This is a genomic window from Rhodobacter capsulatus SB 1003, from assembly GCF_000021865.1.
Classification (GTDB): Bacteria; Pseudomonadota; Alphaproteobacteria; order Rhodobacterales; family Rhodobacteraceae; genus Rhodobacter; species Rhodobacter capsulatus_B.
In genome coordinates this window covers 2815564-2831634 of record NC_014034.1, presented here as the reverse complement: position 1 = coordinate 2831634, position 16071 = coordinate 2815564, and the positions used below count along the sequence as shown (strand labels likewise).

General features: G+C 69.3%; 19 protein-coding genes and 1 riboswitch. Of the genes, 15 read left to right on the top strand and 4 right to left on the bottom strand.

From position 1 onward, the window contains the following. The first annotated feature begins 11 nt into the window (after nucleotides 1-11). From RCAP_RS13085 to RCAP_RS13075, 3 genes are read left to right on the top strand one after another with little or no spacing between them, the layout of a single operon-like run. Nucleotides 12-1058 carry an aldo/keto reductase gene (locus tag RCAP_RS13085; RefSeq protein WP_013068351.1) on the top strand — a complete coding sequence of 349 codons (1047 nt, stop codon included), beginning with the start codon at nucleotides 12-14 and terminating at the stop codon, nucleotides 1056-1058. Beyond that, complete coding sequence (locus RCAP_RS13080; RefSeq protein ID WP_013068350.1) at nucleotides 1036-1380, top strand: hypothetical protein; 345 nt, start codon at nucleotides 1036-1038, stop codon at nucleotides 1378-1380. Before RCAP_RS13085 ends, RCAP_RS13080 begins: the two co-directional genes overlap by 23 nt. Beyond that, the gene (locus tag RCAP_RS13075) at nucleotides 1368-1871 is read left to right on the top strand and encodes a lipocalin family protein (RefSeq protein WP_013068349.1); all 504 of its coding nucleotides are present in this window, start codon (nucleotides 1368-1370) and stop codon (nucleotides 1869-1871) included. Before RCAP_RS13080 ends, RCAP_RS13075 begins: the two co-directional genes overlap by 13 nt. Here the strand turns inward: RCAP_RS13075 and RCAP_RS13070 are convergent. Next, nucleotides 1844-2587 carry an NUDIX hydrolase gene (locus tag RCAP_RS13070; protein WP_013068348.1) on the bottom strand — a complete coding sequence of 248 codons (744 nt, stop codon included), beginning with the start codon at nucleotides 2585-2587 and terminating at the stop codon, nucleotides 1844-1846. The two genes, RCAP_RS13075 and RCAP_RS13070, sit on opposite strands and share 28 nt — an antisense overlap. A 170-nt stretch (nucleotides 2588-2757) precedes the next feature. Here RCAP_RS13070 and RCAP_RS13065 point away from each other — a divergent pair, with 170 nt between their 5' ends. From RCAP_RS13065 to RCAP_RS13050, 4 genes are all read left to right on the top strand, one after another. After that, nucleotides 2758-3357 carry an EF-hand domain-containing protein gene (locus RCAP_RS13065; protein WP_013068347.1) on the top strand — a complete coding sequence of 200 codons (600 nt, stop codon included), beginning with the start codon at nucleotides 2758-2760 and terminating at the stop codon, nucleotides 3355-3357. Nucleotides 3358-3431: 74 nt separating this feature from the next. Continuing rightward, nucleotides 3432-4016, top strand: coding sequence for an RNA polymerase sigma factor (locus RCAP_RS13060; RefSeq protein ID WP_013068346.1), 585 nt, complete (start codon nucleotides 3432-3434; stop codon nucleotides 4014-4016). Further along, the gene (locus tag RCAP_RS13055) at nucleotides 4009-4392 is read left to right on the top strand and encodes a hypothetical protein (protein ID WP_013068345.1); all 384 of its coding nucleotides are present in this window, start codon (nucleotides 4009-4011) and stop codon (nucleotides 4390-4392) included. The genes RCAP_RS13060 and RCAP_RS13055 overlap by 8 nt, the downstream gene beginning before the upstream one ends. Before the next feature lie 19 nt (nucleotides 4393-4411). Further along, nucleotides 4412-4984 (top strand): periplasmic heavy metal sensor, encoded by a 573-nt coding sequence (locus RCAP_RS13050; RefSeq protein ID WP_013068344.1) that lies wholly within the window; start codon nucleotides 4412-4414, stop codon nucleotides 4982-4984. Nucleotides 4985-5078: 94 nt separating this feature from the next. Here the strand turns inward: RCAP_RS13050 and RCAP_RS13045 are convergent, their stop codons facing one another. Further along, nucleotides 5079-6479 (bottom strand): diguanylate cyclase, encoded by a 1401-nt coding sequence (locus tag RCAP_RS13045; RefSeq protein WP_013068343.1) that lies wholly within the window; start codon nucleotides 6477-6479, stop codon nucleotides 5079-5081. Between the two features lie 104 nt (nucleotides 6480-6583). Between RCAP_RS13045 and RCAP_RS13040 the strand changes: the two genes are divergently transcribed. From RCAP_RS13040 to dacB, 7 genes are all read left to right on the top strand, one after another. Beyond that, on the top strand, nucleotides 6584-6850 hold the full coding sequence (locus RCAP_RS13040; protein WP_051394397.1) for a DUF3572 family protein: 267 nt from the start codon (nucleotides 6584-6586) through the stop codon (nucleotides 6848-6850). 9 nt (nucleotides 6851-6859) lie between these two features. Next, the gene (locus RCAP_RS13035; protein WP_013068341.1) at nucleotides 6860-7555 is read left to right on the top strand and encodes an HAD family hydrolase; all 696 of its coding nucleotides are present in this window, start codon (nucleotides 6860-6862) and stop codon (nucleotides 7553-7555) included. Between the two features lie 56 nt (nucleotides 7556-7611). Beyond that, entirely contained in the window at nucleotides 7612-9342 is a 1731-nt protein-coding gene (locus tag RCAP_RS13030; RefSeq protein ID WP_013068340.1) for a DUF4153 domain-containing protein, read from the top strand. Between the two features lie 61 nt (nucleotides 9343-9403). Continuing rightward, on the top strand, nucleotides 9404-9994 hold the full coding sequence (locus tag RCAP_RS13025) for a heme NO-binding domain-containing protein (RefSeq protein WP_013068339.1): 591 nt from the start codon (nucleotides 9404-9406) through the stop codon (nucleotides 9992-9994). Next, nucleotides 9991-11052 (top strand): GGDEF domain-containing protein, encoded by a 1062-nt coding sequence (locus RCAP_RS13020; protein WP_013068338.1) that lies wholly within the window; start codon nucleotides 9991-9993, stop codon nucleotides 11050-11052. Before RCAP_RS13025 ends, RCAP_RS13020 begins: the two co-directional genes overlap by 4 nt. Before the next feature lie 77 nt (nucleotides 11053-11129). Further along, nucleotides 11130-11759 (top strand): nicotinate-nucleotide adenylyltransferase, encoded by a 630-nt coding sequence (locus RCAP_RS13015; RefSeq protein WP_013068337.1) that lies wholly within the window; start codon nucleotides 11130-11132, stop codon nucleotides 11757-11759. Next, nucleotides 11750-13198, top strand: coding sequence for a D-alanyl-D-alanine carboxypeptidase/D-alanyl-D-alanine endopeptidase (gene dacB, locus RCAP_RS13010; protein WP_013068336.1), 1449 nt, complete (start codon nucleotides 11750-11752; stop codon nucleotides 13196-13198). The genes RCAP_RS13015 and dacB overlap by 10 nt, the downstream gene beginning before the upstream one ends. Here the strand turns inward: dacB and RCAP_RS13005 are convergent. Next, complete coding sequence (locus RCAP_RS13005; RefSeq protein ID WP_013068335.1) at nucleotides 13189-13533, bottom strand: cysteine-rich small domain-containing protein; 345 nt, start codon at nucleotides 13531-13533, stop codon at nucleotides 13189-13191. The two genes, dacB and RCAP_RS13005, sit on opposite strands and share 10 nt — an antisense overlap. Before the next feature lie 84 nt (nucleotides 13534-13617). Beyond that, nucleotides 13618-13804, bottom strand: a riboswitch (cobalamin riboswitch). Nucleotides 13805-13871: 67 nt separating this feature from the next. Then, a complete protein-coding gene (locus RCAP_RS13000; RefSeq protein WP_013068334.1) occupies nucleotides 13872-14294 on the bottom strand; it encodes a tellurite resistance TerB family protein in 423 nt (140 codons plus the stop codon). Between the two features lie 104 nt (nucleotides 14295-14398). Here RCAP_RS13000 and RCAP_RS12995 point away from each other — a divergent pair, with 104 nt between their 5' ends. Continuing rightward, nucleotides 14399-16003, top strand: coding sequence for a lysine--tRNA ligase (locus RCAP_RS12995; RefSeq protein ID WP_013068333.1), 1605 nt, complete (start codon nucleotides 14399-14401; stop codon nucleotides 16001-16003). Nucleotides 16004-16071: the final 68 nt, after the last annotated feature.

Sequence of the window (16071 nt, the reverse complement as noted above, 5' to 3'; positions counted from 1 at the left end):
AAGGGGGCATCATGCGGAAAGTGGAACTGGGGCGCACCGGTCTGATGGTGAGCGAATTGTGTCTGGGCTCGATGACCTGGGGCACGCAGAACACCGAGGCCGAGGGGCATGCCCAGATCGATCTGGCGCTCGATCGCGGCGTGAATTTCATCGACACCGCAGAGGTTTACCCGGTCAATCCGATTTCCGCCGAAACCGTCGGGCGGACCGAGGAGATCATCGGCAGCTGGTTTGCGAAGACCGGGCGGCGGCGCGATGTCGTGCTGGCCACCAAGGTTGCGGGCAATGCGATGAAGGCCGTGCGCGACGGCGGCCCGATCACCCCGGCAACGATCCGCACCGCGGTCGAGGGGTCCTTGCGGCGGCTGCAAACGGATCACATCGAGCTTTATCAGTTCCACTGGCCGAACCGGGGCGATTATCACTTCCGGCAGAACTGGAAATTCGACGCGACGAAGCAGCCGGGCAAGGCCGAGATCGAGGAGGATTTCTGCGCCTGTCTTGAAACCCTGGCCGTGCTGCGCGGCGAGGGCAAGATCGGGCATTTCGGCCTCTCGAATGACAGCGCCTGGGGCGTGATGACGGCGCTGCGGCTGGCCGAGGCGGGGCATGGGCCGCGCGTCGCAAGCCTGCAGAACGAATATTCGCTGATGTGTCGGCTTTTCGACACCGATCTGGCCGAGGTGGCCGTGCACGAAGGCGTCACGCTGCTGGCCTATTCGGCGCTGGCGACGGGGATGCTGAGCGGGAAATATTCGGGCGGGGCCGTGCCTGCGGGCTCGCGCCGGTCGATCAACCGCGAGCTGGGCGGGCGGTCCAATCCGCGCGCCTTTGAAATTGCGGATCTTTATGTGGGCCTTGCGCGCGAGGCGGGGCTTGACCCGGTGACGATGGCGATTGCCTGGGTGCTGCAGCGGCCCTTCCCGGTGGTGCCGATCATCGGCGCGACCTCGGTCGGGCAGCTGGAAAAGTCGCTCGATGCGGCGGGGCGGGGGCTGGACAAGACGCTGCTTGGCGCGATCGAAAGGGTGCATCATGGCCATCCGATGCCGTTCTGAGGCGCTGGCGCTGCTTTTGGTGGCGGCTCTGGCCGCCTGCAAACCGGGCGGCGACGGCGCCCCCTTGCAGGGCGGCGGGCCCGAGGCCGTGGCCGCGGCGCGTCAGGCCTGCGAGGGCAAGGGCGGGCAATGGGCGCGCCTGGGCAAGATGGAATATTGCATCACCCGCACGACGGATGCGGGCAAATCCTGCCGCGCGGGCGCGGACTGCGCGGGGGATTGTCTGGCGCGGTCGCGGACCTGCGCCCCGGCAAAGCCGCTTTTGGGCTGCAATGCCGTGCTGAATGATGCCGGGATCGAGGTGAACCAATGCGTCGAGTGATTTGGGCCGGGCTTTTGGCGCTGGCCGCCTGCGGGGGCAAGGCGCCTGCGCCGGTGGCGCCGATCCGCGATCCGCAGGTGATGATCACCTCGGCGGCGCTGTTCGATCCGGCGCGGTTCGGTGGCGACTGGCAGGTGGCGATGAGTGCGACGCCGCGCTGTGGCGGCGCGAAGCAGAGCTGGCGCTGGGACGGGCGGGGCGCCTATGCGCTGTCGGGGGTCGATTGCGCGGGGGCGGTGCCTGCGGTCTTGCAGGGGCAGGCGGCGCTGACCGGCCCGGGCGGGCGGATGGCGCCCGACAAGGCCTATCGCGGCGAGCCGGTCTGGGTGCTGTGGGTCGATCAGGATTACCGGGTGGCGGCGCTGGGCACGCCCTCGGGCGCTTGGGCGGTGGTGCTGGTGCGGCCGGGCAAGGGGCGGGGCGATCTGCTGGCCGCCGCGCGCGAAGTGCTTGATTTCAATGGCTATGATCTGAGCCGCATTGGCGGCTGAGATCGGCCCAGCCGGGCGAAGGTCGCGCGCGGGCCGCGGTTGTCGAAAAACGGGATCGAGGCGGGCTCGGCGGTGTCGAAGGCAAGCCTTGCCTGCACCTCGGCCAGCACGACCTCGGTGATGAAGGGCAGGGCCAGCGCCCGGGCCTCGGTCAGGGCGACCCAGTGCAGATGGCTGAGCTCGTCGCAGGCGCGCGAGAAATCGTCGGGGTCCGAGGCGATTTCCGCGACATCGACCAGAAAGAACCGCGCGTCGAAGCGGCGCGGGCGGCCGGGCGGGGTGATGGCGCGAAAGACGAAGTGCAGCCCGGCGGCCGAGGGGCGATGGCCGGTGGCGGCGAAGCCCTGCCAGTCGGCGGGCACCGGGCCGTCCCAGGCGCCGGGGGTGCCAAGGATCAGCCCGGTTTCCTCCCATAATTCCCGGATCGCGGCGACGGCGAGCGCCGGGCCGATGCCTGCGGGGGCCTCAAGCGCCAGCCTTGCGGCCGAGGGCTCGGGCAGCGGCCGGGCCAGCGGCACGGCGGCATCGGCGGCATCGAGCGCACCGCCCGGGAAGACGTATTTCGACGGCATGAAGGCCGCGCCCGCGCCGCGCATCCCCATCAGCACGGCGGGGCCCGCGGGCAGGTCGCGGCGCAGCACGAGGACGGTGGCGGCATCGCGCAGCGCGGATTTGTCGGGGGCGGCGGTGTCGGGCTGGGGATCGGGGGGGCTCATCGGACCTCGCGCAGGGTTTCGGCCAGTCTAACCGCAGCCTGCGCGCGGGCGAAAGCGGAATGCCGCGTCATTTTTCCTGCAAAGCTTTGCGCGCGGCGACGGAACCGGGGACCTGCGGCGTTTGGAGATCATCGGCGGCGGGAATGGGGCCGCGGCAAGGAGTGACGACGATGACGATCCTGAAGAAAACGATGACGGCGGTTCTGGCGACGGGTGTGGCGCTGGGGTCGGTGCTGCCGGTGCTGGCGCAGGAGGCGCCGCCCGCGCCGGACATGATGCCGATGGGCGGGCCCGGCGGCCCCGGGCCGGTCGGGCTGCAGTTCGATTTCAAGGCCTTCGACAAGGATGGTGACGGCAAGGTGACGCGGGCCGAGGTGCAGGCGGGCCGGGCCGAGCGGGTCAAGACGATCGATGCCAATGGCGACGGGCTTTTGAGCGCCGAGGAAATGATCGCGGCCGATCTGGCGCGCGAGAAGACCCGCGTCGAGGACCGGGTCAGGGCGCGGATCGCGGCGCAGGATGCGGATGGCGACGGCAAGCTTTCGGCGGCCGAGATGATGGTTCCGCCCGGTGCGGTGCGGCTGTTCGACCGGATCGACGCCGACAATGACGGCGCGGTGACCGAGGCGGAGCTGGCGCAGGCGCGCGAGGTGATGCGGGCGCGGATGATGGACCGGATGCAGGACCGTCGCGGCGATCACGGCCCGAAGGATCCGGGCGGGCATGGTCCGCGGGACGGGCAGGGCTGGTTCGGTCCGGCGCAGAACTGAGCGGGCAGGCGGCGGCCCCCCGATCGGGGGCCGCGGTTGCCCTGAGGGCGCATTGGCGGTAGTGCTTGGGACCGATGGAGATGGCCTTCGACGAGATCCGCACCCTGTCCGACGAAACCCTGCTGGTGCTTTATGGCAATGGCGACGGGGCGGCGGCGCGTGCGCTGGTGGAACGGCTCGGGCCGCTGGCCTATCGGCTGGCGGTGCGGATGCTGGGCGACCGGGCCGAGGCCGAGGATCTGGCGCAGGAAGCGCTGTTGCGGCTGTGGAAGATCGCCCCCGACTGGCGCATGGGCGAGGCGAAGGTCTCGACCTGGCTGTACCGGGTGGTGACCAATCTGGCGACGGACCGGCTGCGGCGGCGCCGCGGTGTCGGGCTGGACGAGGCGCCCGAGCTGCCCGATGGCGCGGCCTCGGCGCTGGAGGGGATGATCGAGACCGACCGCGCGCAGGCGCTGGAGCTGGCCTTGGCGCAGCTGCCGGCGCGGCAGCGGCAGGCGGTGGTGCTGCGCCATCTCGAGGGGCTGACGAACCCCGAGATCGCGGCGGCGATGGAGATTGGCGTCGAGGCGGTGGAAAGCCTGACGGCGCGGGGGAAACGGACGCTGGCGCAGCTTCTGGCGCCGCGCCGGGCGGAACTGGGGTATGGCCATGACTGACCGTTTTGAGTTCGAAGATGCGGATCTGGAACGGTTTTTCCGGGCGGCACGCACGGCGGCGCCAGCGCCGTCTGGGGATTTTCTGGCCCGGCTGACAGATCAGGCGGAGGGGCTGCAGCCCCGGCCCGCCGTGCCGGGGCCGCGGCGGCGCGGGCGGGTGGCGGCGCTGGCGACGGCTTTGGGCGGCTGGGCGGCTTTGGGCGGCTTTGCGGGCGGCATGGCGACGGCGACGGTGGCCGGGCTCTGGATCGGGCTGGCGGGGACGCCGACGCTGGTGCAGGCGGTGGGCCTTGGCAGCGCCGTCAGCACGGCCAGCGCCGAGACGGACAATTACCTGCCCGATGCCGATGTGCTGGCGCTGGCGGTGATGCAATGACCGAAGGGGAGGGAGCAGGATGAACCCGGAGACGACGACACCGCCGACCGAGCCCGCGCCCCGATCCGGGCTGCGCGGCTGGATGAAGATCGCCTTCATCGCCTCGGTCACGGTGAACTTCCTTGTGCTGGGCACCGTCGTCGGCGGGGTGATCGCGCATCGGAGGCAACCGCCGCCGCCGGTGATGGAGCGGGGACAGGATGCGCTGACCTTCGGGCCGCTGGGCGGCGCCTTCAGCCGCGAGGACCGGCTGGCGATGCGGCAGGCGGCAGAGCGGCGGGGGACGAATTTCGAGGCGATGCGGGCCGCGGTCCGCGTGGATTTTCAACGGCTTGAAGCGGCGCTGAAGGCCGAGCCCTTTGATGCCGAGGGGGTGCGTCTGGTGCTGGCTGACATGCGGGCACGCACGCTCAAGCGCATGGATATCGGCGAGCACCTGATCCTCGAGCGGCTGGCGAAGATGACGCCGCAGCAGCGGGAGCGCTTTGTCGAGCGGCTGCGGCGCGGGATGGACCGGCTGTCGAAACATCTGGAGGAGCGCAACCACGGGCGCGGGCCGGGCGACGCGCCGCCGCCGCCGCCCGAAAACTGAGACCGGCACACCGAGACCTGAAAATCGAGACCCCCCCGGCCGCAAGGTCGGGGGTTTTCGTTCTGCGCCCGGGGGATGGGTCAGGCGGGACGGGTCAGGCGGCGGGCAGCTTGAAGATCTTGACCTGATTGCGCCCCTCGGCCTTGGAGCTCATCAGCGCATGGTCGGCCTGGTTGATCACCTGTTCGACCGTGCCGGTGCCGCCATGGCCGCCGCCCAGCGCCAGACCGATCGAGACGGTGATGCGCAGCGCGTGGCCGTCATGCAGCTCGAACGGGGTTTCCTCCATCACCCGGCACAGCCGTTCGGCGGTGGCGCGCGCGGCCTCGAGCGAGGTTTCGGGCATGGCGATCAGGAATTCCTCGCCGCCGACGCGGGCAACGAGATCGACCTGGCGCAGGTTCAGTGTCAGCCGCCGCGCCACCTCGATCAGCACGCGGTCGCCCGCGGCATGGCCATAGGTGTCGTTCACCGATTTGAAACGGTCGATGTCGAGCACCATCACCGCGAAAGACCGCCCGCTGTGGCGCGAGCGTTCGGCCAGCCGCGCCACATGCGGCATCGCATAGCGGCGGTTGTAAAGCCCGGTCAGCGGATCGACGAGGGCCAGCCGCAGCCCGTCGGCGACGCGTTCGCGCTGCCGGTCGTGGCGACGCTTGCGCGAGATATGGGTGCGCAGACGCAGCGCCGCTTCCTCGGCAAAGCCCGGGTCGGAGAGTTTCACCGGCGTCAGATCCGAGGCGCCAAGGTCAAGCGCCACCGCCGAGGTTTCCCGCGCCCCCTCGCGCACGGCGATGCAGATCACCGCATGGCGCGAGCCCGCGCGCGAGCGCAGCTCCGACATCAGCCGCAGCCCCTCGCCCGGGCGGGCCAGATCGGCCGAGATCACATAGGCATCGGGCGGCGGCATCTCGGCGGCGGCGGTCAGCGCCTCGTTGTAATCCAGCACCCGCAGCGTGTCCTGCGGCAGGAACCGGGCCATCGCAGCCTTCCAGCCGACGCAGGTTTCGCGGTCGGGGGCGACCAGGCAGATCACCGCGGGCGGTTCGGCCACGGGCACCGGCGGCTCGGTGAAGCCAAGCTCGTGGCAGGTGCTTTCGCGCAGCCGCAATTCCTCGTCGGTTTCGCGCATCCGCATCAGCGAGCGCAACCGGGCGAGCAGCGTCAGTTCCTCGAAGGGTTTGACGATGAAATCATCGGCGCCCGCCCGCAGCGCCTCGAGCCGGGTTTCGGGCGAGGGAAAGGCGGTGACCATGATCACCGGCAGGTTCTGTGTCAGCGGGTCCGATTTCAGCCGGCGGCACACTTCGATGCCGCTGATGTCGGGCAGCTGCACATCGAGCAAGACAAGATCGGGCAGCTCCAGCGTCACCAGACGCAGAGCTTCCTGTCCCGTGCCAGCCTGAACCGTTTCGTACCGGGCGCCCGAGAGCTTCACCTTGAGTACGATCCGATTCGTGGCCACATCGTCCACGATCAGGATTTTCCCTGCCATGAACCGTTCCGCTCCTTTAACCTGCCGCCCGCAGAGCCTATCATGGCTACCCAAAGGTTAACAAACTCTTTCAATTCTAGGAGTGACACAGATTGCAGCAGGATTTGGCACAAATTCTCGCGATCCGCGCGCTGGGCTGGATGGCGGGCGAGGAGGCGGTCTGGCTGGCCTTTCTGGGCGCAAGCGGCGCGGATGCGGCACAGGTGCGCGCCGAGGCGGCGCAACCGGCGATGCAGCGCGCGGTTCTGGCGCATCTCCTGCGCGAGGATGACTGGGTGCGGTCCTGCGCCGCGGCGCTGGCGGTGCGGCCCGAAGAGCTGGCGCTGGCGGCGGCCGTGCTGGATGGCGCGGCGGGGCGCAACTGGACGTGAGGGTTTCAAGTGTCTGATATTGCTGCGATCCTTTTTGACAAGGATGGAACGCTTTTCGATTTTGACGCGACCTGGGGGGCCTGGGCGCGGGGGGTGACCTTGGATCTGGCTGGGGGCGATGCGACGCTGGCCGGGCGGCTGGCGCAGGTGATCGGCTATGATCCGGCGGCGGGGCGGTTCGAGCGCCACTCGCCGGTGATCGCGGGCACGGTGGCGGAGGTGGCCGAGCTGATCGCGGCCCATCTGCCCGGGCAGTCGGTGGCGGCGCTGGTGCGCGATCTGGATGCGGCGGCATGTCGCGCCCCGCAGGTGGCGGCGGTCAATCTGGAACGCTGTCTGGGCGGGCTTCGGGGGGCCGGTCTGCGGCTGGGCGTGGCGACGAACGACAGCGAATCCTCGGCGCGGGCACAACTTCAGCGCGAGGGGATTTCCGGGTTCTTCGATTTCATCGCGGGCTATGACAGCGGTTTTGGCGGCAAACCCGCGCCGGGCCAGCTGCTGGCCTTTGCGGCGCAACTGGGCGTTGCTCCCGCACAGGTTGCAATGGTGGGCGACAGTCTGCACGACATGGCGGCGGCGCGGGCGGCGGGGATGCGGGCGGTGGCGGTGCTGACCGGCCCGGCCCCGGCCGAGGTGCTGGCGCCTGCGGCCGATGTGGTCCTGCCGACGATCGACGGTCTGGCGGGCTGGTTGGCGGGGCGGTGACGGGTGGCTCGCCAATCCGCCCGGGGCTGGGTAAGCTGGCCAAAACGGAGGCGCAGATGAGCAGTCGGGTGCAGTTCATCCTGATCGGGATGCTGGGCGGGTTCGCCTTTTGGGGGCTTTTCGACCGGTTCGAGGTGCTGGAGACCTGGCGGCTGGCGGTGCCGGCGCTGGTCGGGGCCGGGGCCTTCTTCTTTGCGACGCTGGCGATGGCGGCCGATCTGGGGCTGCGGCGGGCGGCGCTTGCGGGCGGGGCGATCGCGGCGGTGGCGGGCGGGCTTGTCGCGCTCAAGGGGCTTGGCTTCGAGAGCGGGGCGCAGATGCTGGCGACCGGGCATCTGGGCGGGGCGATGGTGGCTTTGGCGGTGATGCCGGTGCCTTTTGCCCTGGGCTGGGGGCTGGGCGGGCGCGCCGGGCTGACCGATTACCGGGTGCTCTTCACCGAAAGCTGGAACATTGTCGTGCGCTATGTCTCGGCGGGGCTGTTCGTGGCGACGGCGCTTCTGGTGCTGTGGCTGCTGGGCGCGCTGTTGCAGCTGGTGGGCGTGACGGTGCTGCATGACGTGCTGCGCGACGATCTGGGGCTGTGGCTGATTTCGGGCGCGGTGCTGGGGCTGGCCTTTTCGGTGGTGACGGAGCTGTCGGACACGGTCTCTCCTTATCTTCTGTTGCGGCTGTTGCGGCTTTTGACGCCGCTGGTGCTGGGCGTCGTGGTGGTCTTTGTCGCGGCGCTGCCGCTGCGCGGCCTGGGCGCGCTTTTTGGCGAGATCTCGGCGGCCTCGGCGCTTTTGGCGACGGCGATCGCGGCGATCGGGCTGATCTCGATCGTGGCGGACGAGGATGATGTCGAGGCGGCGCAGGGGCTGATCCTGACGCTTTCGGCGCGCGGGCTGATGGCTTTGGTGCCGGTGCTGGCGGGGCTGGCGATCTGGGCGCTGGCCCTGCGGATCGGGCAATATGGCTGGACGCCGGAGCGGGTGGCGGCCTCGGCGCTGGCCTTCGTGGTGGCGGGCTACGGGCTGGGCTATCTGCTGGCGCTGGGTCTGGGGGGGCGCTGGCGGGCGGCGCTGCGGCGGGTGAACGTGGCAATGGCGCTGGCGATCCTGGCGCTGGCGGTGCTGTGGCTGAGCCCGGGTCTCTCGCCCGAGGCGATCGCGGTGCGCTCGCAGCTGGCGCGGTTCGAGGCCGGGCGGGCGACGGTGGCGCAGCTGCCGCTGTGGGAGATGAAGCACGACTGGGGCCTTGCCGGGCAACGCGGGCTGGAGCGGCTCGGGGCGCGCGACGAGGCGGCGCTGGCCGAACGGCTGCAGCAGCTGGCAACGGCCGAGGGGCGCTGGCAGTTCGAGCATGCGGCTGAAACCGGGGCGCCCGCGCTTGACCGGCTGCGGGCGGCGGTGACGCTGTGGCCTGCGGGCGCGGCCTGGCCCGAGGGGCTGGCCGAGACGCTGGCGGGGGATCTGCGGGCGCCGGATCTGGGCGGCTGTGCCGCGGCGGCGGGCGGCGGCAGCGGCCGCTGCGCGCTGGTTCTGGCCGATCTTTTGCCGCAAGTGCCCGGACCGGAGGCGGTTTTCCTGAATGCGGCCGGGTATTTCAGCGCCGATGGCGTGCAGGTCCTGCGGCGGCAGGAGAGCGGCGACTGGGTCCGGGGCGGGCAGATCGTGCTGGGCGACAGGGACACGGTCTCGGTGGCCGAGATGATCGCGGCGCTGCGCGCGGGGGCGCCGGAGACGGCCTCGGTGACGGTGCAGGTGCTGCGGCTGGGCCGCTGGCAGGTCGGCATCACGCCGTGACCGCTTCCGGATTGGGGGTTTGTTAACAGCCGTTGCGCTATGGTCCGCGCGAGGAGGGTCCATGCTCGGCATCGTCAACAAATCCATTCAGGCTTTCCTGTGCAAGCACCACGGCAGCGCCGTCTGGCGCGAGGTGGCCGATCGTCTGCGCCTTGGCCCCGAGGGGTTCGAGGCGATGCTGACCTATGCCGATGACACGACCGAGGCGCTTTTGGCGGTGGCCGAGGGGCTGACCGGCAAGACGCGCGAGCAATTGCTGGAAGATATCGGCGCGGAAGTGGCGCAGACCGAACCGCTGCGGCGGCTGTTGCGCTTTGGCGGCCCGGATTATCTGGAATTCCTGTTTTCGCTTGATGATCTGCAGGGCCGCGCGCAGATGGCGCTGCCCGATCTGGAACTGCCGGAACTGACGCTGCAATCCGAGGCGCAGGGGCGGTTCACCCTGCTGGTGCGCGGCCGTTTTCCGGGCTGGGGCGCGGTGATGGCGGGGCTGATGCGGGCGATGGCCGATGATTACGGCGCCCTGGTGCTGATCGACCTGCTCGAGCCGCGCGAGGGGGCGGAACGGGTGCAGGTCGAGCTGCATTTCACCACCTATCATGTTGCGCGCCAGTTCGATCTGGCCGCCCCCGAGATGGGAGAGGCGTCATGACCCGGATCCTGCCCGTGGCCGCGTCGGTCCCGGCGCCGGAGCCGGTGCTGACGCTGAACACCGAGATGCTGGCGCGGCTGATGCCGATGTTTCTGTGGCTGGATGCGCGCGGGCGGATCCGCGCCATGGGGCCGACGCTGGCGCGGATCGTCGGTCAGGGGCCGGAGCGGGCGGAGGGGGCGGATTTCGCCCGCCATTTCACCCTGCGCCGGGCCCGGGGCGTCGAGCCCGGGCGCGAGGTCGCGCTGACCGGGCGGCGGCTGGTGATGACGCTGGTGCGCTATCCGATGTTCAACCTGCGCGGTCTTGCGGTGGCGCTGGGCCCGGGCGAACAGGCCGATGTGCTGGTGAACCTGTCCTTTGGCATCCAGCTGTCCGAGGCGGTGCGCTATTTCGGCCTGACCGAGGCGGATTTCGCCGCTTCCGATCTGGCGATGGAATTCCTGTTTCTGGCCGAGGCGAAGGCGGCGGTTCTGGGCGAGCTGACCGCCCTGACCGGGCGGCTGCGGCTGGCCAAGGCCGAGGCCGAGACCGAGGCGCAGCTGGATCCGCTGACCGGGCTGGCGAACCGGCGTGCCTTCGATGCGGCGCTGGGCCATGCGGTCAAATCGGCGACGCGTGGGCGGCGGAACTTTGCGCTTTTGCATCTCGATCTGGATTTCTTCAAGCAGGTCAACGACACCCTGGGCCATGCGGCGGGCGATGCGGTGCTGGTGCGGGCGGCGCATGTGCTGCGCGACGAGGTGCGCCGCGGCGATCTGGTGGCGCGGCTGGGCGGCGACGAATTCATCATCCTGCTGCGCGGCCCGGTCGAGCGGTCGATGATCGAGGCCATGGCCGAGCGGCTGATCGGCCGGATCGAGGAGCCGATCCGGCTGGACGGGGTGGATTGCCGGATTTCGGCCTCGATCGGGGTGGCGATCGCGCTGGAATGCCGTCCCGCGCTGGCCGAGGAGCTGATGGCCGAGGCCGATGCGGCGATGTATCAATCGAAACGCGCCGGGCGCGGGCGCTGGACGATCGCGCCCTTGCGCTTCGGGTCGCGGTCGCAGACCTGAACCGCCGGCCCGAACGGCTGTCGCGGCGCTGTCACAAGCCGGTGGCGCAGCCCGGACCGATCGGGTAGGGCAGGGGCATGAGACAGGGGTTTCCGATCGCCACGCGCGGCCAGAGCATCGGCCTTCTGGGCGGGTCTTTCGACCCGGCCCACGCCGGGCATGCCCATATCACCCGCGAGGCGCTGCGCCGCTTCGGTCTGGATCAGGTCTGGTGGCTGGTCAGCCCGGGCAATCCGCTGAAGACCCGCGGCCCGGCGCCGATGGCGCAACGCATCGCCCGGGCGCGCCGGGTGATGCCCGATCCGAAAGTGGTGGTCACCGGGCTCGAGGCGGGCCTTGGCACGCGCTACACGGCGCAGACGCTGGCCCGGCTGAAGGCGCTTTATCCGGGCGTGCGATTCGTCTGGCTGATGGGCGCCGACAATCTGGCGCAGTTCCACCGCTGGGAGGACTGGCGGTCGATTCTGGCGGCGGTGCCGGTGGGGGTGCTGGCGCGGCCGGGGCATCGGATGGTGGCGCGGCAGGCGCTTGCGGCCCGGATCTTCGCACGCGCACGGCTTCGTGCGGCGCAGGCGCGGCTTCTGGCTTGCGCGGACTTGCCCGCCTGGTGTTTCGTGCAGATGCCGATGTCCGATCTGTCCTCGTCTGCGATCCGGGCCGGGGGCGATTGGCGGGACGCAGCGGAAGGGAGACGGGCATGGACGTGACGCGGCGGGGGATCCTGGGCGGGATGCTGGGGGTGGGGGCCGGTCTGGCCACGCCCGCGGTGCTGCGGGCCGAGGGTGCGGCGCTGCGACTGCTGTCGGGCGAGGAGCTGATCGCGGCGGCGCGGCTGGGCGGCGATGTCGGCTATGTGGTGGCCGATGCGCGCAGCGGGCTGGTGCTGGAGGCGCGCGATGGCGGCAAGCCGATGGCGCCCGCCTCGACCGCGAAGGCGATCACCACGCTTTATGCGCTGGAAACGCTGGGGCCGCAGTTCCGCTTTCAGACCCGGGTGCTGGCGACGGGGCCGGTCTCGGGCGGGCGGGTCGAGGGCGATCTGATCCTGGCGGGGGGCGGCGATCCGACGCTGAGCACCGACGGGCTGGCCGATCTGGCGGCGGCGCTGGCGCAACAGGGGGTGACGGGCGTGCGCGGGCGGTTTCTGGTCTGGGGCGGCGCGCTGCCCTATGCCGAGGCGATCGCGGCCGATCAGCCGGTGCATGTGGGCTACAACCCGGCGATTTCCGGGCTGATCCTGAATTACAACCGCGTCCATTTCGAATGGAAGCGGGCCAAGGGCGGCTATGCGCTGGCGATGGATGCGCGCTCCGAGCGCCATGTGCCCAAGGTCTATACGGCCGATGTGGCGGCGGTGGCGCGGCAGGCGCCGCTGTTCGAGTATCGGCAGGCGGGCGGGCGCGAGCATTGGACGGTGGCGGCAAGCGCGCTGGGCAAGGATGGCAGCCGCTGGCTGCCGGTGCGGCTGCCCGAGGCCTATGCGGGCGACGTGTTCCAGACGCTGGCGCGGGCGCGCGGCATTGATCTGCCCGCCCCCGAGCCGGTGCGGGCGCTGCCTGCGGGGGCGCGGGTTCTGGTCGGCCAGCCCTCGGAGGCGCTGCCGAAGATCCTGCGCTCGATGATGAAATATTCGACCAACATCACCGCCGAGGCGGTGGGGATGACGGCCTCGGCGGCGCGGGGGGCGAATGCGGCGCGCGGCGCTTCGGGCGCGGCGATGAGCGACTGGCTGAGCGGGCGGCTGGGCGGCACGCGGGCGCGGTTCGTCGATCATTCGGGTCTGGGCGGCGATGACCGGATCGCGCCGATCGAGATGGTCAGGGCGGTGACGCTTTTGGGGCCGAAGGTCGGGCTGCGGGGCCTGATGAAGCCGTTCAACCTGCGCGACGAGGCGGGCGGCAAGGTCAAGGGCGCGCAGATCCGCGTCGATGCGAAGACCGGGACGCTGAATTTCGTCTCGACGCTGACCGGCTATATCACGGCGCCCGACGGCACCGAGCTGACCTTTGCGATCTTCACCGGCGATCTGGCGCGGCGGGCGCAATCGCGCGAGGCCGAGCAGGCGGAGGGCTCGCGCGGCTGGGTCGGGCGTTCGAAACTGCTGCAGAGCCAGCTCATCACCCGCTGGGCGACGCTTTACGGCTGATCGGTTGCCCCCGGCGGACGGGGGCGCGGGGTGGGCGGCTCGGTCTGCGGCTTGCCCGACCAGGGCTGCGGATAGTCGAGCCATTTCTGGATGAAGTTCCAGGATTGCTCGTAGCCGTCATGGGGCAGGGTGCAGGCGGAACAATCCTTGCGCGTCAAGCCGTTGCGGTCGGTGTAGGTCTGATAGGGACCGGGGCATTCATAGGCGATGAGCGGGCAGTAGCAAAACAGGCAGTTGAAGGCGCGCTTCACCCCCGGATGGCAGGGCAGGAACGGGCAGGTGCTGTTCGTGTAGCCCTTGAAGGCGGTGTTCGTTGTCGTGTCTTTCGGTTCCATGGCCTGGCCGCTCCGTTGTGTCGGGCCGAGGGCGGACAGGCGCGGCCCGCGCAAGCGGGGTCCATGCCTCCGGGCCCGCCGCCCGGGATGGTCTTTGGCCTGGCAGGTCTCCTGGCTTGCGGCTCGGGCGCCTGCTGCCCCTTCCCGGCCGGGGCCAGTGGGTGTTGCAGAAGGCTTGCCGCTGACAGTTGCGGGGGCAGCGCCGGAGTTGCACCGGCTTCCCTATTACCCCGCGGCGGCGTGCCGCAGGACCAAGGCCCGCTGAAGATGGGGGCGCGATGGGGCGGTGTCAATCGGCTTTGCGGCGTGTCGGGGCGCTTGGCCGACATCGGGCGGTGTCAGAGCGTGACGTGGCGCACCCGCGCCCCCCATTCGATCGCCACCGCATGCAGCCGGTCGATCGTCAGCTCGTCGCGGATTTCTTCCAGCATGCGCAGCTCGGGCTGGTGCAGCACGCCATCGGCCGCCGCCACGTCGCAGCCCAGCGCATAGGCGGTTTCGTAAAGATGATTGGGCAGCGCCGCGCGCACGAGACCGAACAGGGCGGCGATGCCTTCCTCTTCCTCGAAGAGCGCATAGACGGTCTGCGCCACGATGCGGATGCGGTCGATGTCATAGGTGGCAAAGATCGGCATGTGGTTCACCATCCGCTCGATGGCGACCAGTTCGGCGGTGCGGATCTTCGCGTCGGAGGCCGAGACGGCGACCATCACGGCGACAAGCGCGTCTTGCGGCGAAAGCGAGGGCAGGGTGTCGGTCACGGGCGTTTCCTTTTCTGGGTCTGCCGCAAGAATTATTGACGTTTCAGGCCCCGTTCAATAGGTCAGGCGCGAGGCGCATGGGGCGCCCGGATGAGGATTTGACCATGACCACCCTGCGCGACGCTGCGATGAACTCCAAAGCCTGGCCTTTCGAGGAAGCGCGTCGGGTGCTCAAACGCTACGAAAAGGCGCCGCCGAAAAAGGGCCATGTGCTGTTCGAGACCGGCTATGGCCCGAGTGGGCTGCCGCATATCGGCACCTTTGGCGAGGTCGCGCGCACGACGATGATCCGCCGCGCGTTTGAAATCATCTCGGACATTCCGACGCGGCTTTTGTGCTTTTCCGACGACATGGACGGCATGCGCAAGGTGCCCGAAAACGTGCCGCAGCAGGAGCTGCTTTACGCGAATATCCAAAAGCCGCTGACCGCCGTGCCCGATCCGTTCGGCGAATTCGACAGCTTCGGCAATCACAACAACGCCATGCTGCGCCGGTTTCTGGACACGTTCGGGTTCGAATATGAATTCGCCAGCGCGACGGATTATTACAAGTCCGGCAAGTTCGACGAGATGCTGATGCTTTGCGCCGAACGCTATGACGCGATCATGGCGATCATGCTGAAATCGTTGCGCGAAGAACGTCAGCAGACCTATTCCTGCTTCCTGCCGATCCATCCGGAAACCGGCCGCGTGCTTTACGTGCCGATGAAGCATGTCGATGCGAAGAACGGGCTGATCACCTTTGACGACGAGGACGGCCGCGAATGGACGCTGCCGGTGACGGGCGGCAAGGTGAAGCTGCAGTGGAAGCCCGATTTCGGCATGCGCTGGGCGGCGCTGGATGTCGATTTCGAGATGTATGGCAAGGACCATTCGACCAACACGCCGATTTATGACGGCATTTGCGAGGTCTTGGGCGGCAGGAAGCCCGAGCATTTCACCTATGAGCTGTTCCTGGATGATCAGGGGCAGAAGATTTCCAAGTCGAAGGGCAACGGGCTGACGATCGACGAATGGCTGAGCTATGCGGCGACCGAAAGCCTGTCCTATTTCATGTATCAAAAGCCGAAGACGGCGAAGCGGCTGTGGTGGGATGTGATCCCGAAAGCGGTGGATGAATACCATCAGCAGCTGCGCGCCTATCCGACGCAGCCGGTCGAGAAGCAGATCGACAACCCGGTCTGGCACATTCACGGCGGCCAGCCGCCCGAGTCGAACCTGGTGGTGCCCTTTGCGATGCTGCTGAACCTCGCCTCGGTGGCGGGGGCAAGCGACAAGGCCGGGCTTTGGGGCTTCATCAAGCGCTATGCGCCCGAGGCGACGCCCGAAACCCACCCCGATCTGGACGCGGCGGCGGGCTTTGCGGTGCGCTACTTCCATGATTTCGTCGCGCCGACCCGGACCTTCCGGCTGCCCTCCGACAAGGAACGCGCGGCGATGGAGGATCTGTTGGCACGGCTGAAGGCGCTGCCCGCGACCGACCTGCATCTGCAATTCGAGGACCCGTCCGAGGGGCTGCAGACGATCGTCTTCGCCGTCGGCACCGAACACGGGTTCGAGCCGCTGCGAGACTGGTTCACCGCGCTTTACGAGGTGCTCTTGGGCCAAAGCCAGGGGCCGCGCTTTGGCGGGTTCATCGCGCTTTATGGCGTCAGCGAAACCATCGCGCTGATGGAAACCGCGCTGGCGGGCGGGCTGATCAAGGCCTGATCACGGGCTGAGCCCTTGATGCAAAAGACTTTTGCGCGCGTTGTCCGGGGGCCGGGCAGCGCGCGCTG

What these genes read in the sequence shown, in the direction of transcription:
- RCAP_RS13075 (WP_013068349.1), top strand. Translation starts at nt 1,368, where the DNA reads ATGCGTCGAGTGATTTGGGCCGGGCTTTTGGCGCTGGCCGCCTGCGGG.
- RCAP_RS13020 (WP_013068338.1), top strand. Translation starts at nt 9,991, where the DNA reads ATGACCCGGATCCTGCCCGTGGCCGCGTCGGTCCCGGCGCCGGAGCCG.
- RCAP_RS13045 (WP_013068343.1), bottom strand. Translation starts at nt 6,479, where the DNA reads ATGGCAGGGAAAATCCTGATCGTGGACGATGTGGCCACGAATCGGATC.
- dacB (WP_013068336.1), top strand. Translation starts at nt 11,750, where the DNA reads ATGGACGTGACGCGGCGGGGGATCCTGGGCGGGATGCTGGGGGTGGGG.
- RCAP_RS13005 (WP_013068335.1), bottom strand. Translation starts at nt 13,533, where the DNA reads ATGGAACCGAAAGACACGACAACGAACACCGCCTTCAAGGGCTACACG.
- RCAP_RS13015 (WP_013068337.1), top strand. Translation starts at nt 11,130, where the DNA reads ATGAGACAGGGGTTTCCGATCGCCACGCGCGGCCAGAGCATCGGCCTT.
- RCAP_RS13060 (WP_013068346.1), top strand. Translation starts at nt 3,432, where the DNA reads ATGGAGATGGCCTTCGACGAGATCCGCACCCTGTCCGACGAAACCCTG.
- RCAP_RS13050 (WP_013068344.1), top strand. Translation starts at nt 4,412, where the DNA reads ATGAACCCGGAGACGACGACACCGCCGACCGAGCCCGCGCCCCGATCC.
- RCAP_RS13025 (WP_013068339.1), top strand. Translation starts at nt 9,404, where the DNA reads ATGCTCGGCATCGTCAACAAATCCATTCAGGCTTTCCTGTGCAAGCAC.
- RCAP_RS13085 (WP_013068351.1), top strand. Translation starts at nt 12, where the DNA reads ATGCGGAAAGTGGAACTGGGGCGCACCGGTCTGATGGTGAGCGAATTG.
- RCAP_RS13030 (WP_013068340.1), top strand. Translation starts at nt 7,612, where the DNA reads ATGAGCAGTCGGGTGCAGTTCATCCTGATCGGGATGCTGGGCGGGTTC.
- RCAP_RS13080 (WP_013068350.1), top strand. Translation starts at nt 1,036, where the DNA reads ATGGCCATCCGATGCCGTTCTGAGGCGCTGGCGCTGCTTTTGGTGGCG.
- RCAP_RS13070 (WP_013068348.1), bottom strand. Translation starts at nt 2,587, where the DNA reads ATGAGCCCCCCCGATCCCCAGCCCGACACCGCCGCCCCCGACAAATCC.
- RCAP_RS12995 (WP_013068333.1), top strand. Translation starts at nt 14,399, where the DNA reads ATGACCACCCTGCGCGACGCTGCGATGAACTCCAAAGCCTGGCCTTTC.
- RCAP_RS13065 (WP_013068347.1), top strand. Translation starts at nt 2,758, where the DNA reads ATGACGATCCTGAAGAAAACGATGACGGCGGTTCTGGCGACGGGTGTG.
- RCAP_RS13055 (WP_013068345.1), top strand. Translation starts at nt 4,009, where the DNA reads ATGACTGACCGTTTTGAGTTCGAAGATGCGGATCTGGAACGGTTTTTC.